19 protein-coding genes are annotated in these 20,558 nt (G+C 38.4%); 12 read left to right on the top strand and 7 right to left on the bottom strand.

What is annotated here, in order from left to right; translation table 11 throughout:
* Window positions 1–156 precede the first annotated feature (156 nt).
* The 4 genes from pckA to umoB form a co-directional block, all read right to left on the bottom strand.
* Complete coding sequence (pckA, locus tag DK858_RS12835) at window positions 157–1,776, bottom strand: phosphoenolpyruvate carboxykinase (ATP) (protein WP_109397752.1); 1,620 nt, start codon at window positions 1,774–1,776, stop codon at window positions 157–159.
* A gap of 204 nt (window positions 1,777–1,980) precedes the next feature.
* Window positions 1,981–2,865 (bottom strand): Hsp33 family molecular chaperone HslO, encoded by an 885-nt coding sequence (gene hslO / locus DK858_RS12840; protein WP_109397753.1) that lies wholly within the window; start codon window positions 2,863–2,865, stop codon window positions 1,981–1,983.
* A 26-nt stretch (window positions 2,866–2,891) separates the two neighbouring features.
* The gene (gene hslR / locus DK858_RS12845) at window positions 2,892–3,305 is read right to left on the bottom strand and encodes a ribosome-associated heat shock protein Hsp15 (RefSeq protein WP_109397754.1); all 414 of its coding nucleotides are present in this window, start codon (window positions 3,303–3,305) and stop codon (window positions 2,892–2,894) included.
* A 71-nt stretch (window positions 3,306–3,376) separates the two neighbouring features.
* A complete protein-coding gene (gene umoB / locus DK858_RS12850; RefSeq protein WP_109397755.1) occupies window positions 3,377–5,485 on the bottom strand; it encodes a flagellar biogenesis regulator UmoB in 2,109 nt (702 codons plus the stop codon).
* A 353-nt stretch (window positions 5,486–5,838) separates the two neighbouring features.
* On the opposite strand from umoB, the gene nudE reads away from it, so the two are divergent.
* Window positions 5,839–6,390 carry an ADP compounds hydrolase NudE gene (gene nudE, locus DK858_RS12855; RefSeq protein ID WP_109397756.1) on the top strand — a complete coding sequence of 184 codons (552 nt, stop codon included), beginning with the start codon at window positions 5,839–5,841 and terminating at the stop codon, window positions 6,388–6,390.
* A 46-nt stretch (window positions 6,391–6,436) separates the two neighbouring features.
* Here the strand turns inward: nudE and mrcA are convergent, their stop codons facing one another.
* A complete protein-coding gene (gene mrcA, locus DK858_RS12860) occupies window positions 6,437–8,971 on the bottom strand; it encodes a peptidoglycan glycosyltransferase/peptidoglycan DD-transpeptidase MrcA (RefSeq protein ID WP_109397757.1) in 2,535 nt (844 codons plus the stop codon).
* Between the two features lie 115 nt (window positions 8,972–9,086).
* Between mrcA and DK858_RS12865 the strand changes: the two genes are divergently transcribed.
* From DK858_RS12865 to trpS, 11 genes are all read left to right on the top strand, one after another.
* Window positions 9,087–9,911 (top strand): hypothetical protein, encoded by an 825-nt coding sequence (locus DK858_RS12865; RefSeq protein WP_109397758.1) that lies wholly within the window; start codon window positions 9,087–9,089, stop codon window positions 9,909–9,911.
* The gene (locus tag DK858_RS12870; RefSeq protein WP_109397759.1) at window positions 9,899–10,468 is read left to right on the top strand and encodes a fimbrial assembly protein; all 570 of its coding nucleotides are present in this window, start codon (window positions 9,899–9,901) and stop codon (window positions 10,466–10,468) included. The genes DK858_RS12865 and DK858_RS12870 overlap by 13 nt, the downstream gene beginning before the upstream one ends.
* A complete protein-coding gene (locus DK858_RS12875; protein WP_109397760.1) occupies window positions 10,465–10,995 on the top strand; it encodes a hypothetical protein in 531 nt (176 codons plus the stop codon). Before DK858_RS12870 ends, DK858_RS12875 begins: the two co-directional genes overlap by 4 nt.
* Entirely contained in the window at window positions 10,995–12,095 is a 1,101-nt protein-coding gene (gene pilQ / locus DK858_RS12880) for a type IV pilus secretin PilQ (RefSeq protein WP_370685749.1), read from the top strand. Before DK858_RS12875 ends, pilQ begins: the two co-directional genes overlap by 1 nt.
* A gap of 578 nt (window positions 12,096–12,673) precedes the next feature.
* On the top strand, window positions 12,674–13,195 hold the full coding sequence (aroK, locus tag DK858_RS12885; protein WP_012368596.1) for a shikimate kinase AroK: 522 nt from the start codon (window positions 12,674–12,676) through the stop codon (window positions 13,193–13,195).
* A gap of 54 nt (window positions 13,196–13,249) precedes the next feature.
* Window positions 13,250–14,344 (top strand): 3-dehydroquinate synthase, encoded by a 1,095-nt coding sequence (gene aroB, locus DK858_RS12890; RefSeq protein WP_109397762.1) that lies wholly within the window; start codon window positions 13,250–13,252, stop codon window positions 14,342–14,344.
* 169 nt (window positions 14,345–14,513) lie between these two features.
* The gene (locus DK858_RS12895) at window positions 14,514–15,452 is read left to right on the top strand and encodes an SPOR domain-containing protein (RefSeq protein ID WP_109397763.1); all 939 of its coding nucleotides are present in this window, start codon (window positions 14,514–14,516) and stop codon (window positions 15,450–15,452) included.
* An 82-nt stretch (window positions 15,453–15,534) separates the two neighbouring features.
* Window positions 15,535–16,350 (top strand): adenine-specific DNA-methyltransferase, encoded by an 816-nt coding sequence (gene dam / locus DK858_RS12900; RefSeq protein WP_109397764.1) that lies wholly within the window; start codon window positions 15,535–15,537, stop codon window positions 16,348–16,350.
* A gap of 44 nt (window positions 16,351–16,394) precedes the next feature.
* Window positions 16,395–17,066, top strand: a complete 672-nt coding sequence (rpe, locus tag DK858_RS12905; RefSeq protein ID WP_023583115.1) for a ribulose-phosphate 3-epimerase — start codon at window positions 16,395–16,397, stop codon at window positions 17,064–17,066.
* The gene (locus DK858_RS12910) at window positions 17,066–17,776 is read left to right on the top strand and encodes a phosphoglycolate phosphatase (RefSeq protein WP_109397765.1); all 711 of its coding nucleotides are present in this window, start codon (window positions 17,066–17,068) and stop codon (window positions 17,774–17,776) included. The genes rpe and DK858_RS12910 overlap by 1 nt, the downstream gene beginning before the upstream one ends.
* A 1-nt stretch (window position 17,777) precedes the next feature.
* Window positions 17,778–18,806, top strand: coding sequence for a tryptophan--tRNA ligase (gene trpS, locus DK858_RS12915; RefSeq protein WP_109397766.1), 1,029 nt, complete (start codon window positions 17,778–17,780; stop codon window positions 18,804–18,806).
* A gap of 98 nt (window positions 18,807–18,904) precedes the next feature.
* Here trpS and yiiM read toward each other — a convergent pair whose 3' ends face one another.
* Both yiiM and sodA read right to left on the bottom strand, forming a co-directional pair.
* On the bottom strand, window positions 18,905–19,579 hold the full coding sequence (gene yiiM / locus DK858_RS12920) for a 6-hydroxyaminopurine reductase (protein ID WP_109397767.1): 675 nt from the start codon (window positions 19,577–19,579) through the stop codon (window positions 18,905–18,907).
* Window positions 19,580–19,693: 114 nt separating this feature from the next.
* Complete coding sequence (gene sodA, locus DK858_RS12925) at window positions 19,694–20,317, bottom strand: superoxide dismutase [Mn] (RefSeq protein ID WP_109397768.1); 624 nt, start codon at window positions 20,315–20,317, stop codon at window positions 19,694–19,696.
* Between the last annotated feature and the right edge of the window lie 241 nt (window positions 20,318–20,558).

Genomic DNA, 20,558 nt, shown 5'->3' on the forward strand with positions numbered 1-20,558 from the left:
AAGTCACTTTTTCTCTAATAAACAATTCACTTTATTTTTCTATTCCCTGAAAGCTTCTCGCATTTCAGGGATTTTTTTTATCTAAAAACTCTCAAATAAAAAAACACCAAAATCACATACTATGAGATTGGTGTTTTTTATTCATGCTAATAAGAATTAACGTTTTGGCCCAACTTTAGTTAACGCCTGACCCGCAGGGGTATCCGTATATTTATCGAAGTTTTTCACAAAACGATCGGCAAGATCGTCTGCTTTAGTATCCCATTGCGTTTTATCCGCATAAGTATCGCGAGGATCTAAGATTTCGCTGTTAACGCCTGGTAATGCTGTTGGGATCTCTAAATCAAACACAGGTAATGTTTTCGTTGGTGCTTTATCAATATCACCATTTAAGATGGCATCAATAATAGCTCGTGTATCTTTAATCGAAATACGCTTGCCTGTACCATTCCAACCAGTATTTACCAGATAGGCCTTTGCACCTGAAGCTTGCATACGTTTTACTAAAACTTCTGCGTATTGTGTCGGGTGTAGTGATAAAAATGCCGCACCAAAACAAGCTGAGAATGTTGGCGTTGGTTCGGTCACACCACGTTCTGTTCCCGCTAGTTTAGCAGTGAAACCTGATAAAAAGTGGTATTGTGTCTGTTCTGGTGTTAAACGTGAAACAGGAGGTAACACACCAAACGCATCCGCTGTTAAGAAAATAACTTTCTTAGCATGACCGGCTTTGGAAACTGGTTTAACGATATTATCAATATGATAAATAGGGTAAGAAACGCGGGTATTTTCTGTTTTCGAACCATCGTCAAAATCAACAGAACCATCCGCTAAAACAACCACATTTTCTAATAGTGCATCACGTTTAATTGCACCGTAGATATCGGGCTCAGCTTCTTTTGATAAGTGGATAGTTTTCGCATAGCATCCACCTTCAAAGTTAAACACGCCGTCATCATCCCAACCATGTTCATCATCACCAATCAGCTTACGCTTAGGATCGGTTGAAAGTGTTGTTTTACCTGTACCAGATAAACCAAAGAAAATAGCAACATCACCACTTTCGCCAACATTTGCGGAACAGTGCATAGAAGCGATACCTTTAAGAGGAAGAAAGTAGTTCATCATAGAGAACATGCCTTTCTTCATTTCGCCACCATACCAAGTACCACCAATTAACTGAATGCGTTCAGTTAAATTGAAGGCAACAAAGTTCTCTGAATTCAGACCTTGCGCCTTCCAATTTGGATTTGTACATTTCGCTCCGTTCATCACAATGAAGTCTGGTGTGAAATTTTCCAGCTCTTCTTGTTCAGGGCGAATAAACATATTTTTAACAAAATGTGCTTGCCAAGCAACTTCTGTGATAAAACGAACTTTTAAACGTGTATCCGCATTCGCACCACAAAAGGCATCAACAACAAACAAACGTTTGCCTGATAGCTGGTTGGTAACTAATGATTTTAAGTCATTCCACACTTCTTGTGAAAGTGGCTTATTATCATTCTTACCTTTCCCCTGATCAGCCCACCATACGGTATCACGAGTAACATCATCACGAACAATGTATTTATCTTTCGGAGAACGTCCAGTAAATATACCTGTATCAACGGCAATAGCGCCTAACGAGGTTTGTGTGCCTCGTTCATAACCTGTTAATCCTGGTTTGGTTTCTTCATTAAATAACAGCTCATAGCTTGGGTTATAAATGATTTCACTTGTGTCCTTAATACCGTACTGCTGGAGATCCTTAGGGGTAAGACCTTTAACGCTCATAGTTTCGCTCCTGATAAATAGACCTTTCTACGAATAATATTAAGGTGTTACGAGTAATTAACAGCGATTGTTATCAATATTTTGAAAATTTATAATTTTTTTATGTTAAGAACGAGAACTAATGCACAAAACTAAAGAAAAATTATTGAATAAAAAAGGACGCAAAATAGCGTCCTTTTGATAAAACAGCTTTGCTAAATCGAATCAGTGTAATTCAGAATCATCTAACGCATTGATATTATTAATATCACTCTCAGTGAAGATGTAGTGTGTTCCACAATATTCGCATTCCATATCAATATTTCCCTGTTCTTGCAACAGGTGGTTCACATCTTCTTTCGACAATGTTACTAATGTATTTTCACAACGTTCACGCGAACAAGTGCAATGAAATTCAACAAGTTGAGGATCATAAAGAGTGACATCTTCTTCGTGATATAAGCGATGTAAAATCTCTTTAGTCTCTAGCGTAAATAGCTCTTCAGCTTTGATTGTGTGTGTTAACTGTGTAAGCAATTCAAAATGCTCAGCTGTATGCTCTGCTGTGAACTCTTCTGAAGCAGGCAATACTTGTAATAGCATACCCGCTGCAGCTGGCTTGCCCGCTTGCATACCACTACGAATAAATACCCGTGTAGGTAACTGTTCTGACTGCTTAAAGTAGTTATCAATACAAGCTTCAATAGTTTCACCATCAAGAGCAACAATACCTTGATAACGTTCACCTTTTTCAGGTGTCACTGTGATGACCATAAAACCATTCCCGATCATCTCTTTTAAGGTACTACCTGCTTTAACATCATCCCCAATACGTGCAACACCACGCATTTGTTGATTGTTATTTCCATTGATCACAGCTAGTCGCACAGGACCATCACCTTGTATTTGAACTGTAATATCGCCTTCAAATTTAAGCGTAGCTGTTAACAAACTGGTCGCCACCAGCAAATCACCCAGAAGGTGTTGAACTGGCTCAGGATAATGGTGATTTTCAAGCATTGATTGATAGGTTTCAGTCACATTGACCAATTCACCACGTACCGCGTTTTTTTCGAATAAAAAACGTGATAAAGAGTCTTTTTTAGACATGATTTTCTCTCATTTCAGGGAATCGGTTAATCCGATTCTTGTAAATTTGTCTGTTTGAAGCGAAGTAAGGTGCGTCTTTCCTTTTTATCAGGGCGACGCTCAGGATGAGGCATTGTTAACGCATTCATTTTTCTTGCCAGAGCAATTTTTTCTCTTTTAGCAATACTCTCTGGTGTTTCACAATAAAGCGCTTGGGCTTGAGTAGCACCTTGTCGCTGTGAACTTACCATCAGAATGATTACCGTCCGTTCATCATTACCTTGTCGTAGACGTATTTCAGCGCCTTCTTCAACGGTTTTACTTGGCTTACCTCTCACACCGTTGTAGTGAACTTTGCCACCTTCAATCATTGTGCGAGCGATAGCGCGCGTTTTATAAAAACGTGCAGCCCAAAGCCATTTATCTAAACGAACGCCACTTTCTTGAGATAGTTGATTCATCCCTTTCTCCTTAACTTCAACTTCTTTATGAAGGCGATAGTGTAAACACATAGCCTTCCACAACAAGGGACTTACTGAGGAGGGCGATAAAAACAGTGCTCATAATAGAGACTGATTTTATTCATGCGTTGGTTGTTTTGTCGCCGACGCCGGATGATAAGAAATAGGTTCAATATTAAGAACCCAATAGCGATAAACAATAATAACGTATTACCAATGTAATATAACATTGTCATCGAATCTGGCAGGCTATGTAAAAATATCTGTAACGTACCATTCGCATCGACAACCATGCCTGTTATTACCCCACCCGTATCAAAAGGTGTATGTAATAAAATATCGGATAAACGTTGTAGTTCTCGCCACTGTTCTAACGGAGTAGGTTCAAACACGGAGTTTGAACTTGAAGCGTAATCAACAAGCTGTTTTCTTTCATCACTGATTAACAGTACCCCACCCGGAGGAGGACTGTTTAACAGTATTGCGGCTTTATCTATTTCTCGGTAGATAAAAGAAGATGTGGTGGTGTCGATAAGCTTTTCCAAGGCCTCAGCACTCACTGCACGTAATAAAACATTGGTTCCGGTTAATTTACCACTTTCAGCTCGTTGAACCAATGCATCCCAATCATTGACATTACTTAAGTTAACTAGCGCCATTTTCAGGCGAATACATTCATTTTCTCGCGGGCATAAATCCTGTGTTTTCAACACAATACCATCAAAATTATCTAACAAATTCATCCCTGATTTAGTGATCGCTTGGCCTAAACTTGGATTAACTCGGTTATTAGAAACAGGATGTAATTGCTCTTCGACCATATGTAATAAAGCGGCAGCTTTTTCTATCGTGCTCGATTCAGGCATTGGCATTGGATTACTGTTATTCCAGTAAATCCCTGAGCAATCAAAAGGCGCAAAAATCGTTTTATTATTCTTACTGGATAAATTAGGTGGCATGTAGCACATCCCAACCCCTTTTGCTTGGATAATATCCCCGACATGTAAATCAGTTGTTTCCAGTTCAGTAAAATTGGTGACTAAATGAGGTTCTGTATCTTTAAGCCATGAAAAACTGAGTTTCATTGAAAGGGAAAGAGGTTGATAAAGATACAACATGCCAATAATAAACAGGCTCCAGAAAACGAAAATAATATTTTTAATATAGCGTTTATATGGATAATTTTTTTCTTCATCATGCAATGAAAGGTAGTTTCCTTGCTTTACAACATGATGACTTGGATACATTTCTAAATAAGTCACCTTATCAATATCACTTTGAATATAAGGCTCCCAATGAGGTGGATAAACAAGATCAATCCCCCCTAAAGAAACATTTTTTACCTGCCCATGATCAAAATTGCCAAAAAGCCCCCAGCGCTTTAAACGCCCTTTAAAACAGTGAATTTCTTGTTTACGTGGTTTGATCAGAGGGTTGTGGATCAAAAAAATACCAACAGCAAGAAAAGCACCACCAGTCGCTAGGATCCACGGCAGAAAAACTTGAGGCATCATTAAGGCTGTTAGACACAACGTGAGCCCTATACAAATAAAAGAGCCATCCCAAAAACCAGATGAGTTATGTAATCGATATTCTTCGTTGGTTTCTTCTCGGATTTGTAATAAGTGAGCCGCATCACCTTCATTCTTTTGAATTGTTGAGGAACCATTTGCCAATATAGGTTCAGAGAGCTGTTTTAAACTTAAAGCAGAAAAATGAATTTTTTCATCTTTTAAGAAATGTCCATTCACACCAACAACGATAGGGATCGAAGGGGTACAAACAACATCGAGGACGTTTTCTTGCTGAAGATAAGGAACAAGTAGCGGGGGAATGTGAATTTCTACAGCATCAATATAATAACGCCAATGATTTAATCCTTCACTAGAACCAGCAAAGCGGTTGACGATATTTCTTAAAGTAGTAACGACTTCACCTTTAATCGGCATCTCGGGGAAGTTTTGTAATGAATAGCCAGAAGAGAAGTCAGATGTGCCAAAATAAGATAAATAATCACTAATAAGCCCATAGTCATCAGAAGTGAGCTTGCGATAAGTAGGTTTTGCAAGAGATGGGAGATGATGTGAACCATCAAGCCGCCTTCTTTTAAAAAATAGAAAGGCGGCCATTATAAATAGGCTTATCATCAAGATAGCCAATATAATGACTGATAGTCTCATTTTTTCCCCATACTTATACTGATGCTGCGTAGTAACAATAACAAATTTAAAACCCTGCCCAACATAAGGCAATTCCTATTCTTTTGTTCTATTTTTTATTTAAATACAATAGATTATATTTTTGAAGTCGCGTTATAATTTATATCTATTATCAAGTTTATATCCGCTAACGATGCTATCTTCAGGTAAAATAGCGAATCAATAAATAATAATATTCTCAAAAAATCAATAAATAACTAGGTTTAATAGCGGAGTGTACTCAATTTTCCTTTAAAAGCTAAATCTAATTGTTAGATTTATTTTGTCATTAATGTGTTAAATTCAGGTTAATCTCTATTCTGTCAGGGGCTGTTATGAAAGAACTAAAAAAACCCAATATATTAAACATTGATAACATCGCCCGTTCTCGATTATTTCAGATCCAATCCGTTAATCTAGAGTTTAGTAACGGAGAAAAACGCACTTATGAGCGAATGAAACCCGCTAATCGTGAAGCCGTTATGATTGTTCCTATCATTGATGACAATCTTATTCTTATTCGTGAATACGCTGTTGGTATCGAAAATTACGATTTTGGTTTTCCAAAAGGCGCAATTGATCCTGGTGAAAATGCCCTACAAGCTGCCAACCGTGAACTAAAAGAAGAAATTGGCTATGGTGCCCACTCATTCATAGAACTCGCTAAGCTTTCTATGGCGCCATCTTACTTTTCTAGCAAAATGAACATTGTCATTGCACGTGACCTTTATCCAGAACAACTCGAAGGGGATGAGCCTGAGCCGCTGTTCCAAATACATTGGCCTATTGCAAAAATGATGGACTTACTCGATCATCCAGACTTTACAGAAGCTCGTAATGTCAGTGCCCTTTTCTTAGCTCACCGCTATCTATTACAAAATAAATAGATAATAAAAAACCGGACGTTAACATCCGGTTTTTATTTTTGATTAATTAGAATAACTCGTTAGATTCGCCATTATCCTCAAAAATCTTTGTTCCTACTTCATTTTTTGCTCTTTCTGTCGGTTGAGTCCCTTCAATAAAATATTCTTTCATTGAAGGGCCATCACCTGCTAATTTCCCAGTTCTTCTATCAATTTGAACGGCCACAACACCTTGTGGTACAGGCATCATATTAACTGGTACGCCATCTAGAGCCACTTTCATAAAGTCGTTCCAAATAGGTTGAGCTGTTTTCGCCCCCGCTTCACCACCACTCGCGGCAGTTCGACCTAAATTGCGACTACTATCATCAAAACCAATCCAAGCTGTAGCAACAATATTGGCACCATATCCAGAGAACCATGCATCTTTAGAACTGTTTGTTGTTCCTGTCTTACCACCAATATCTTGACGTTTAAGATCACGAACAGCACGCCAACCAGTACCAGACCATCCCGGTTCACCCACAAGGTTTGTTCTTAATGCATCATGCATTAAGTAAGCCAGAGGTGTGCTAATAACATGTGGCGCATAAGGGCTTTCTTTTACAGTCTCAGCTAATGGTGCTTGTTCTAATTCAATTTCAGGCGTAGCCACTGCTGGCTGAGATTTATTAGATTGAGCAACGTTTTCCATATAGTCATCAGATAACGCAATAGAACGCATGGTATCGCCGTAAATAACAGGGATATCAGTGCAATCTGGGCAAGCTAGCTTTGGTTTTGCAGTAAACAGCTCTTCACCATCCGCATTTTCAATACGTTGGATATAGTAAGGTTCGATAAGATATCCGCCGTTTGCCATAACAGCAAATCCTCGCACCATTTGCATTGGTGTAAAGGATGGTGATCCTAATGCTAAAGATTCTGTTCTATCAATATTTTGATTAGGGAAACCAAAACGTAATAGATAATCAGCAGCATAATCGACCCCCATTGCACGCATTGCACGTACCATCACCACGTTTTTAGACTGGCCTAAACCTTGACGTAAACGAATAGGGCCAGCATACGTTGGTGGGGAGTTTTTAGGACGCCAATCTGTGCCTGCGCCCGCATCCCAACGGCTAATAGGTAAATCATTAAGCAATGTGGATAACGTCAATCCTTTGTCTAATGCAGCTGCATATAAGAAAGGTTTGATATTTGAACCAACTTGGCGTAAAGATTGAGAAACTCGGTTAAATTTACTGATCTCAAAATCAAAACCACCAACCAGCGCAATAATTCCGCCATTAATAGGATCTAACGCAACAAACGCCGCATTCACTTCTGGAATCTGTGCTAATACCCAATTGTTTTCGTTATTTTGACGTACCCATATTTGCTCACCAACACGCACAACGGCATCAACCTTTGTTGGTGTTGGGCCTTGAGAGGTGTCAGAAATAAATTTACGAGCCCAACGCACCGCTTTTAAATCTAGCGTAATATTGTCGCCCGTTTTTAAGATAACTTTGGCTTCTTTCGCATCAGCGGATAACACAACAGCAGGAATTAAAGGACCATAAGTTTGGATCCCTTTTAATTTTTTGTTGATAGCTTCGTTATCCCATGGCGTTTGCCCTTCACGCCACAGAACTTCTTGAGCACCACGGTAACCATGACGCATATCATAGTCGATAACATTGTCACGCAAGGCTTTTTCTGCTGCTAATTGATCTTTACGAACAATGGTAGTGTAAATTTTATAGCCATCGGTATAAGCATTTTCACCATAGCGCTCATACATTTCCATTCTCACCATTTCTGTGAGATAAGGTGCAGAAAAATCAATTTGCGGTGCATGGTATTTCGCAACAATAGGCTCGGCTTTTGCACTTTCATATTGTGCACGAGTGATATAGTTCTCTTCATACATACGCTGTAAAACGATATTACGACGTTTTAAAGCGCGATCATAAGAATAGAGTGGGTTAAGTGTAGATGGCGCTTTCGGTAAACCAGCAATTACTGCCATTTCATTTAAGCTAAGTTCATGAACACTTTTACCAAAGTACACATAAGCCGCAGCACCCACACCATAAGCACGGTTGCCTAGATAAATTTTATTTAAATACAGTGCTAAAATTTCATCTTTAGTGAGCTCTTTCTCAATGCGGATCGCCAAAAAGGCTTCTTTTATTTTCCGCATTAACTTCTTCTCAGGTGTTAAAAAGAAATTTCGAGCTAATTGTTGCGTAATGGTACTCGCGCCTTGAGAGGCTTGTCCTGATGTTAATGCCACTACAACAGCACGCGAGATCCCAATAGGGTCAATACCGTGGTGTTCACGAAAACGTGTATCTTCTGTTGCAATAAAGGCATTAATAAGTTGAGGAGGCATCTCCTCCAATGTTAGCGGTAAACGACGTTTTTCGCCGTATTGCGCGATCAACTCTCCGTCTGCACTAAATACCTGCATAGGGGTTTGTAAACGAACATCTTTTAATGTCGCGACATCGGGCAACTGAGGCTCAACATACTTATACATACCATATATCGAGGCTGCTCCCAAAATTATGCAAGCAAAAACGAAGATGAAAAAATATTTTAAGAACTTCACCTTAAATTTCCCATGTAGTGTGAATTGGGCGGTTTATAAACAAACAGTGCGTAGTATAAAGGTAACGCCTCTTTGAAAATAGGCAATTACTCATCAATAGATATGGATATCACTTATGGAAACACACAATTATCAGATTGGTATTGAAATTAACACTCATCATATCAATGCAATTTTGGTATTTCAGCAGAATAAACAATGGAAGATCAGTACATTTTGGCAATTCCCTTTACCTCTTAATGACGATTTAAATGATATAAAATTAAGAAAAATCTTAATGGATTGGCGTAAAAACTTACCCTTTATTAATAATGTTACGCTTTCTCTACCGGATCATTATGAAAGCTATCAAATTATCCCTCTGCCTCATACAGTTTCCCTTACATCAGCAGCATGTTATCGATTAGCGCAACTACGAGCTACATCTTACACACAAAATACAAAAATCCCTGTTAATTTTGATTATCGACAGAATAAGGATAAACTTGCTATTCATCTGTGCCACAAAACGATTTTAGATAAGTATATTGACTTATTTTCTCGAATAAACTTAACAGTAACAGCGATTGATACCCCAGCATGTGCACTGCGTTATTTAGCAACTTACCTTAACCTATCACCTCAAAATCCACTTTTATACTGTAAAAACAAAACACTACTTTGGGTATCATCTGATGAAAATATGCCTCATTACGGTACTCTTACCTATGAAAACCAACAAGAACAACAAACTTGTATTTACCAATTAATAGAAAAATATCATTGGTCATTAAAACAGTGTTACTTAACAGGCGATAACGAAGAATATTTTAGCCAGTTGATGCCTATTTGGCCCAATCGTTCCCACAACTTATTTGAAACAACGTCAGATAAAGATCTCATTCCACTTGTTGCATTAGGTTTAGCATTACGCCCTAAAGAGGTGTTATGTATCAAATAAATTATCTACCTTGGCGCCACCGTTTATTTAAACAAAAAGCATTGTTATGGCTTTCTCAAACACTATCATTGCTCATAATCATTTTCGTTGTATGTAGCTATTGCACCTATCATTTGGCACAAAAACAATCACTTATAACAGACCAACAACACCAGACTCAACAACAAGAAGATTTATTACTAAAACAACTCGATATATATCAAAAACAGAAAAAACAGACACTTTTACGCTATCAACACTACTCTCTCTATTATCAAAACTGGTTACGTTATTTACATTACATTCGCTTCTTTCGAGCTATCGAAACACATCTTCCCGCAACGGGTTGGATTAGCCACTATGATGAGGCAGATAATCAACGCTCACTGCACATCTCGCTCCCCAAAACACAATCACTCACCTTTATTACCAACCTTAAAAGTCATCCAGCTTTAGCCTCTTTAGCGCTGAGTTATGTGCAACAAAGCAAAATTGATCCGTTTTACACAGAAGTATATTTAAACGGAAAATTAGAAGAACAAGAGCGATGGAGTGACGATGATGAGGGAACACAATGAAAAAAAATGCACAATGGCTGTTACTTATTGCGTTTTTACCTAAGTGGAAACTAACTTTACTAAGCTTAATGATACCTTTTATTACTCTGCTAGCTTATTACCTCTTTATCTACACCGACTACCAGCAAGAAATAACCCAACAACACCTAGAAATAGCACAAAGACTAAAGCGAATTAATCACCATCAAAACACATTAAACACAATGCCATCAATGAATTCACTAATCACACAACAGATAGATTATGACATTCCATTCGATAACTCACCGGTTAGTGAGCAATTACAACGCTTACTGATGATTTATCAATTTATCCCCGAAATTTGGGAAAACACGCCCAACTCGTTACATAAACTCACATTTACTTTGTCTTATTCTCAGTTTTTAACACTATTGGAATGTCTCAATCAAACAAGTTTAGCACTGATTTCTCTGAATATTTTCCCAATAGAAAACCATCTAATTTCAGTACAAATGAGCCTGACAGAACTAAGTTATCCTCATGCAATACAGGGTGATATATCATGATAAAGATAGGCATGTTAATCGCCATATTATGTATAACAACCACCATTTGGGCTCACACCCGAGATCCCTTTTTTCCTCAGAATATCGATAACGAAACGATATCCTCTACCTTTATTGAAGAACGAATATCAACGACAGAGCAACCTGAAGAATTGCATCACCAACTTTTTCCTTTAAATTATGCAGATGCACAGAGATTAGGTGACCAACTAACTAATCACACTATTCCATTACTTAGTCAGCAAGGGCGGGTTATTATTGATAGAGAAGCGAATAGCCTTTCAATTGTTGATAATAGTAAAACACTGTCTGAAATAGAAGATTGGCTAAAACTACGGGACACCCCACAACAACAAGTTCATATCACCGCGCATATTGTCAGTAGCAGTCAGGATGCTTTAAATGAATTAGGCACTCAATGGGGATTACAAGCATTAAAAACACAAACCGAAACAACATCCACAATACCTAATGCGATTTCAACAACCTCCTCACTTAATTCAGCGTTATCAACACCTTCACTCTCTGCACTATCACTCCATCAAAACACCAAAAATCCCCTTCACTATATTGCATTTAACATTGCCAGAATCAATGGACGCCTATTAGAGCTTGAATTAAGCGCGTTAGAACAAGAGAAACAATTATCTATTATTGCAAGTCCACGACTAACAACCGCTCATGAAAAAACAGCATCCATCAAACAAGGAACGGAGATCCCCTATGTCAGTCGAGATAATGAAATTACACGAGTTCAATTTAAAGAAGCTGTCTTGGGTATGGAAGTCACACCCATTATTCAAAAAGATAAAAAGATAAGGTTAATACTTAAAATTAGTCAAAACACACCGGGCATTGCTCTTGTTCAAGGTGGAAGTGAACATCTGTCAATTGATAAACAAGAGATCAGCACAGAAGTGGCAATTCGTGATGGAGAAACCATTATGTTAGGAGGTATATTTCAGCAAAAACAGCAAGAGCACACGGCAAAAATACCCTTCTTATCCTCTATTCCCTTACTCGGCGTACTTTTCAGTCATAAAAGAGATCAACACAGTCGCCATGAATTGGTTATTTTTATTACACCCAAATTAATCTAATTTTTTATGTAAAAAGTAATTTTATTATAAAATACAATTAATTATATGTTTTTTACCAAGATTAAATTGAGAGTTATTCATTGTTTTTTCTTATAATCTGTATTTATAGATTTGACGATGAGGACGATTTAGCTTACAAGGGTTAGCTAATTTGAGTGAGCCTGAAACATCACAATAAAAATACGGATACATTTTATGCACTTCCTCTATTCTTGGAGGTAGGGCTTTTTATATGTAATATTGATCGATTGATGACGAAAAAGACAATATTATCAGATGCGGTTTTCCGACTAAATTGTGTTAGAATCTCCGCATTGCCAACAAAGATAATTACTTTTTAGTAGTTTTCGTTATGTACTGTGGGCAAAGGGATTTTTATCCTATGTTGTCACTTATGACAGCATGTGGTTATTTTATAGCGATCTACTGAAAGAACTCAGTCTTATTATGAGAGTGGATAACAAATGTTATCAGGCATGAATTAGATAAACACTCATAAATTTCAGTTTAGGTCCCGTCGCTGAATGAATTTGGCGGGGCGGGTTATCATTAACGAATATCTTAGTAATACCAAAAACATGGCAGAGAAACGTAATATCTTTCTGGTTGGGCCTATGGGTGCCGGCAAAAGCACTATTGGTCGTCAGTTAGCTCAACAACTTAGTATGGAGTTTTATGATTCCGATCAGGAAATTGAGCGGCGTACAGGTGCGGATGTAGGTTGGGTATTTGATGTTGAAGGCGAAGAAGGCTTCCGTCAACGAGAAGAGAAAATAATCAACGAACTTACTGAAAAACAAGGCATTGTACTTGCAACCGGTGGTGGTTCGGTGAAATCGCGAGAAACCCGTAACAGACTATCTGCACGTGGTGTGGTTGTTTATTTAGAAACCAACATTGAAAAACAACTCGCTCGTACCCAACGTGATAAAAAACGTCCTTTATTGCAAGGTGTTGAACCTGTGCGTGATGTCTTAGAGACATTAGCTGAAGAACGTAATCCTCTTTATGAAGAGATTGCTGACATCACTATTCATACTGATGATCAGAGTGCAAAAATTGTAGCCAATCAAATAATTGAATTATTAGAAAAAAACTAATAAATTCAGCTATTTACAAGGTTAAGTAAAGACAATAAGAAGAAGGCCACTGTTATGGAAAAAATCACTGTCACATTAGGTGAAAGAAGCTATCCCATTACCATTGCTTCTGGCCTTTTTCATCAAGAAGATACCTTTTTACCATTAACATCAGGGCAGCAAGTTATGATAGTCACAAATGTGACACTTGCCCCACTCTATTTAGAAAAGGTAACAAACACCTTAAAAAAACAGGGTGTTTTGGTTGATAGCGTAATTTTGCCTGATGGCGAACAATATAAATCGCTTGAGATCATGAATGATGTCTTTACTGCATTATTAGAAAAAAATCACAATCGAGATACAACACTTATCGCATTAGGCGGTGGTGTTATTGGTGATCTAACCGGTTTTGCCGCAGCAAGCTATCAACGTGGTGTTCGCTTTATCCAAGTACCAACAACACTATTGTCACAAGTCGATTCTTCTGTGGGTGGAAAAACCGCGGTTAATCATCCTCTTGGCAAAAACATGATTGGTGCGTTTTATCAGCCTGCTTCTGTTGTTATCGATCTCGATTGTCTTGCCACATTACCGCCTCGTGAACTTTCATCGGGTTTAGCTGAAGTTATTAAATATGGCATCATTTTAGATAAAGACTTTTTTATCTGGCTTGAAAATAATATTAATAAACTCTTAGCTCTTGATCCTAAAGCCATGGCATTTTGTATCCGCCGTTGCTGTGAGTTAAAAGCTGACGTTGTCGCCGCTGATGAAAAAGAAACAAGTGGTTTGCGCGCACTACTCAACCTTGGCCATACCTATGGACACGCTATTGAAGCGCATATGGGATATGGTGTTTGGTTGCATGGTGAAGCCGTTGCCGCAGGCATGGTAATGGCGGCAAGAACATCTCAAGCACTGGGTCAATTCACTGAAGAAGAGACGCAACGTGTTATTCAATTGCTTGAGAAAGCCAACCTCCCCGTCAATGGTCCTATTGAAATGACACCTGATGACTATTTACCTCATATGATGAGAGATAAAAAAGTATCTGGTGGCAAATTACACCTTGTTTTACCAAAAGGTATCGGTCAATCCGAATTACGTGCCGATATTACTCGCGAACAAGTCCACAAAGCGATAACATCTTGCATTAATGCAAATTAAGCACCCCATTACCTGACCAGAAATAAACCAGAACATTCAATTAAGGAAAATTCTGGTTAATATTGTCAAATGCAACGTTTCAGAAAAAACGTTTCATCCTTATACTATGAGGTAATGGCTAAGCTGAATAGAATATTTTTCGCTTTTTGACGCTCTGACGGAGGGCATAATGGACGAGTTCAAACCTGATAATGAAACCAAGGGTAATAATTCACTCAAACCTGATACATCGGATAGGCCTGAACGTCGAGCCAATCGACCTCGTAGCAATCCATTAAAAAATGCACGATTCTCTGTATCCCGTCAACAGATGATGATTGGTGTTGGTGTTTTAGTCCTTATTCTGCTAATTATCGCAATAAGCTCAGCATTAAAATCACCAGAAACAACTGAACCAGCACCTTCAACCAATACAGAAAGAAATATCGATCTATCTCAACAACCGTCATCCGTTACGCCTTCAGAAAATGGTCAGCCATCGGCTCCTCAATCTATTTCTGGGCAAGAGATACAGCCTGCAACACCACCTTCACAAAACTTACCACCAATGATTGATTCACAAGGTCAACGTGTTGAGATCCCTGGAGATATCGTTGATTCTTTAAATCAACAACAAGCGGGCATCAATCAAGCGGCTAATCAGCAATTAAACGCACAACAACCAAAACCGCAACAACCGGTTACACAAGCCCCCGTCACCAAACCAGTACAACCTGTACAAAAGCCGGCTGAAGTAAAAACACCACCGACAAAACCAGTGACACCTCCAGCAACAACGCAAACTAAACCTGCAACAACTAAACCTGTTGTTTCAGGTTCATTATCAGCAGGTAATTTAAGTTCTATTCCTGCTACTAACTATACGTTGCAATTAAGTGGTGCAAGTCGCCAAGATACCTTAGAGGCTTTCGCTAAAAAGAACCTCAATGGAAACTACGCTATTTACAAAACACAGCGTAATGGTAATCCATGGTATGTACTCATCTATGGAAATTATCGTAATATAAGCGAAGCCAAGCAGGCCGTTTCTTCTTTACCTGCGCCAGTACAAGCAAAACAACCTTGGGTTAGACCGATGAAACATGTTCATCAGGATCTAAAAAAATAATTAAGACGAAGTTCACCGCTGATATGCTGTCTGAAACAGAGTACAATCGGCGACTCTGAAACGATTGAGAAATTTGGACGGCATGAAAAAAAAACGCGCATTCCTAAAATGGGCTGGTGGTAAATATCCTTTGGTAGATGACATTAAACGTCATCTGCCTGAGGGTAATTGTTTAATTGAACCTTTTATGGGTGCCGGTTCTGTTTTTCTAAATACAGAATACGATTCATATATTCTTGCCGATATAAATAGTGATCTAATTCATCTCTATAACACGGTAAAGCAACATCCTGAAAAATTTATGAAGGATGCCCGCTTATTATTTACCCCTCAAATGAATATCGCAGAAGAGTTTTATCAACTACGACAAGAGTTTAATCGTTCAACAGATGCTTATCAGCGTAGTGTGTTATTTCTCTATCTTAACCGTCATTGCTACAATGGGCTGTGCCGTTATAACTCAAAAGGTGAATACAATGTCCCTTTTGGTCGTTATAAAAAACCTTATTTTCCTGAAACTGAATTAATTTGGTTTTCTGAAAAAGCACAAAAAGCCGAATTTGTTTGCCAAAGCTATTCATCAACGATGACTAATGCAAAAAAAGGTGCCGTCGTTTATTGCGATCCGCCTTATGCGCCATTATCACCGACTGCAAATTTCACGTCATACCATACAAATAGCTTTAGTTTTCAAGAGCAAGAACATCTGGCTCAACTTGCCTCAATGCTGGCTTACGAGAGACAGATACCCGTGTTAATATCAAACCATGAGACTGCGTTAACAAAAACGTGGTATGTGAACGCAAAAGAGCTACACAGTGTGAAAGTCCGAAGAACAATCAGTAGCAACACACTTGGTCGTAGCAAAGTGAACGAATTACTTGCCTTATATAAATAATCGTTAACACTTCCCGACAATGGGAGTGTTGTCAGGAGAATGCGATGAAAGATTTTCTGATTGCCCCTTCTATTTTATCCGCTGATTTTGCTCGTCTAGGCGAAGATACTGAAAAAGTACTCGCTGCGGGCGCTGATGTTGTCCACTTTGATGTTATGGATAACCATTATGTTCCTAACCTGACATTTGGTGCGCCAATTTGTAAGGCGTTGCGTAACTACGGTATTACCGCCCCCATTGATGTTCACCTAATGGTTAAACCCGTTGACCGTATCATTCCTGACTTTGCAAACGCGGGCGCAACTTATATCTCATTTCACGCTGAAGCCAGTGACCACGTCGATCGCACTATTCAATTAATTAAAGATTGTGGTTGTAAAGCGGGCTTAGTGCTTAATCCAGCAACCCCATTAAACTATCTCGACTATGTTATGGATAAATTAGATCTTATTCTACTGATGTCTGTTAACCCAGGCTTTGGTGGCCAATCATTTATTCCTAATACTCTCGATAAATTACGCCAAGTACGTAAAATGATTGATGATGGTGGCTATGACATTCGTTTAGAAATTGATGGTGGTGTCAAAGTCGATAATATTGCTGAAATTGCGCAAGCTGGCGCTGATATGTTTGTTGCAGGCTCAGCTATTTTCAATCAGCCAGACTATAAGCATGTTATCGACAATATGCGCCATGAATTAGAAAAGGTATCGTAATGACAGATAAAAAACTCAAAGGTATCCGTGCTATCGCCTTTGATCTTGATGGCACCCTCACCGACAGCGCTGTTGGTCTTACAGAAGCAACAGACTACGCATTAAAAGCAAAAGGCTTTCCTCCTGCTGGCAAACATAATGTCACTATTTGGGTTGGGAACGGTGTGGATATGCTACTGACACGCGCTTTGCACAATGCTGGCGTCGAGGATGTGACTGATACCTTATTAAAAGAGATGCGTGATCTTTTTGATGAACATTATGCGACCTCAGTCAAAACAGGCAGTGATTTATTCCCTCACGTCAAAGAAACCCTGGAGGCATTAGCTTCACACAATATTCCTCTGGGTATCGTGACAAACAAACCAACACCATTTATTGCACCTTTACTACAACAATTGGAAATTGAAAAATACTTTTCCTTGGTGTTAGGTGGCGATGATGTGAAAGAAAAAAAACCGCATCCAGCACCATTATATTTAACAATGGGCACATTTGGTGTTAAAAAGGAAGAACTCCTTTTTGTTGGGGATTCTCGCAACGATATTATTGCAGCACAAGAGGCTGAGTGCCCTTGCGTAGGTTTAACCTACGGCTATAACTACGGCGTATCTATTGCAGACAGCAAACCTGATTTTACTCTCGATAATTTTGCTGATTTGCTCTCTATCCTCGATATCACGCCAATGACAACTGTGGAACAGAATTAAAATGACGACTTCAGTAGAAAAAACGGCACAAAAGCCAATTGTATTCAGTGGTGCACAACCTTCTGGTGAATTAACTATCGGAAACTATATGGGTGCACTGCGTCAATGGGTACAAATGCAAGATGATTATGATTGCATTTACTGTATCGTTGACCAACACGCTATTACAGTACGTCAAGATCCTAAAGAGCTAAGAAAAAGAACCTTAGATACACTGGCTCTATACCTTGCTTGTGGTATCGATCCAGAAAAAAGCACTATTTTTGTTCAGTCACATGTTCCACAACATGCACAATTAAGCTGGGCACTTAACTGCTATACCTATTTTGGTGAATTGAGCCGAATGACTCAATTTAAAGATAAGTCAGCGCGCCACGCTGAAAATATCAATGCAGGATTATTCGATTATCCTGTATTAATGGCAGCAGATATTCTGATTTATCAAACAAACCAAGTTCCTGTTGGTATCGACCAGAAACAACATCTTGAATTAAGCCGTGATATTGCCCAGCGCTTTAACGCTATATATGGCGATATATTCACCGTACCCGATCCTTTTATTCCAAAAGGCGGTGCTCGTGTGATGGCATTACAAGATCCGACTAAAAAAATGTCTAAGTCTGATGATAACCGTAATAACGTTATCGCATTGCTTGAAGATCCTAAATCAGCAGCTAAAAAGATCAAACGTGCAATGACAGACTCAGAAGAGCCACCTCGTGTTATTTACGATCTTGAAAACAAAGCGGGTGTATCTAATTTACTCGATATCTTAGCGGGTGTTACAGGCAAAACTATTCCTGAATTAGAAGCTGAATTTGAAGGCAAAATGTATGGCCATCTAAAAGGTGCTGTTGCTGATGCGGTATCTGAAATGCTAACTAACATTCAAGAACGTTTTAACACATTCCGTAATGATGAAGTATTACTTAATAAAATTATGAAAGAAGGTGCTGATAAAGCCAAAGCTCGCGCTCAAGCAACCTTAGACAAGGTTTATGACGCAATCGGATTTATTGCACATCCATAATCTTTTGTTAATACCTAGAAAAACACCTCACCTATTTTTGAACTGACCCCAGTTTATTTTTAGGAAGGTGTTTTTTTAGTAAAGAGCAAATTAACTATTTATTCCTTAAACAACCGTCGATTAAAACTCTCAATAGTTTGATTTTGCAGCCTCAACTGCATAGTCTTACTCCAACTTGCAGATAATCCTGCGGCACTTAATAACCGATGATAAAGCTCTTCATCAAATGGCATATGAAAAGCTATCGAAATCGCTTCTTTAACAGAGACATCACTGTTTCTTGAAACTAAAACAAGAGGATGATGGCTCCCCGTTTCTCCCACACTCACAACCCGATATAACCAACCACAATAACCACTATCTTGCATAATTTGCGAAAAGTTACTGACATCTGTCACTGTGTTAAGTTTGTAGCAAGGAGAGCGAGGTTGAGTAACTTGAATTAATGCGGTTCCCCATTGATAAATATCACCAATAAAAACATTTTCTTCTGTCATGCCTGTTGTTGAGATATTTTCACCAAATGCAGGAGCATGAAAAAAATCCGTCAATTGCGGAAATTGCTCAGCCCAATAAAAATAATGTTCTTTAGGATAATGACAAAGTGCGCGATCAGGGCCACCGTGAAAACTCTTTTCTGCTTGCTCATCACCTTCTAATCCCAGTGATGTCAATTTGATATGACCATCCACCAGCCTTTTGGTGATCGCACTGGTAAATCCATTAGATGTTGTTGTGATATTACCGATAAAAACACTAGGAAAATAACGCATAGCTCTCTACCTAAACAGAAAAGAATAACTCATAGTAAAGAGAGTGTTCAAAAGAAACAATGCCGACAGATGTCGGCATTGAAAATATAAAAAGAAAGGAAGCTATTTACTCAATTATGCTTTACTCTGAAAACGTTTTTGCGCTTCATCCCAGTTAACAACAGACCAAAACGCTTTAATATAATCAGGGCGACGATTTTGATATTTCAAGTAGTAAGCATGTTCCCACACATCTAACCCTATAATTGGGTAACCAGATGCGCCAGCTAACTCTTCACCCATTAATGGGCTATCTTGGTTTGCTGTAGAAACTACCGCAAGTTTGCCATCATCTTTTAATACCAACCAAGCCCAACCAGAACCGAAACGGCTAGCTGCTGCTTTTTCAAATAACTCTTTAAAGGCATCAACGCTACCAAAATCGCGTTCAATCGCATCTTTTAGAGAACCTTGTAATTGAGTACCTAGCTTCAACCCTTTCCAGAATAATGAATGATTAGAGTGACCACCTGCGTTATTACGTAAAAAGGTACGTTGATCAGCAGGTACTTTATGAAGATTTTTAACTAATTCATCAATTTCTAAACCAGCAAGCTCAGGTAATTTTTCTAATGCTGTGTTGGTATTATTCACATAAGTTTGATGATGCTTAGTATGGTGAATTTCCATTGTGCGCTCATCAAAATGAGGTTCTAATGCATCATAAGCATAAGGCAGTGCAGGTAATGTATAGCTCATATTAATCTCCAGTGCTGTTTTATCTTCGATCACACCATGTGATTTATCTTTTCATTTCATTATAGTGAAAAAAATGCTAATGAAAATCATTATCATATCCATATTATTTTTGTGGTTTTTTTATCCAGCATGGTTAAATTAATTTTCACAGTATATTATTTTAATTTTAAAGCTTTCTATTAAATGATAATTCTATTAAATAAGAGAATAGTAGATTAATCATTCACCACTAGCTTTCGCA

The organism is Proteus faecis, from assembly GCF_003144395.1.
In the GTDB taxonomy this organism is placed as follows: Bacteria; Pseudomonadota; Gammaproteobacteria; order Enterobacterales; family Enterobacteriaceae; genus Proteus; species Proteus faecis.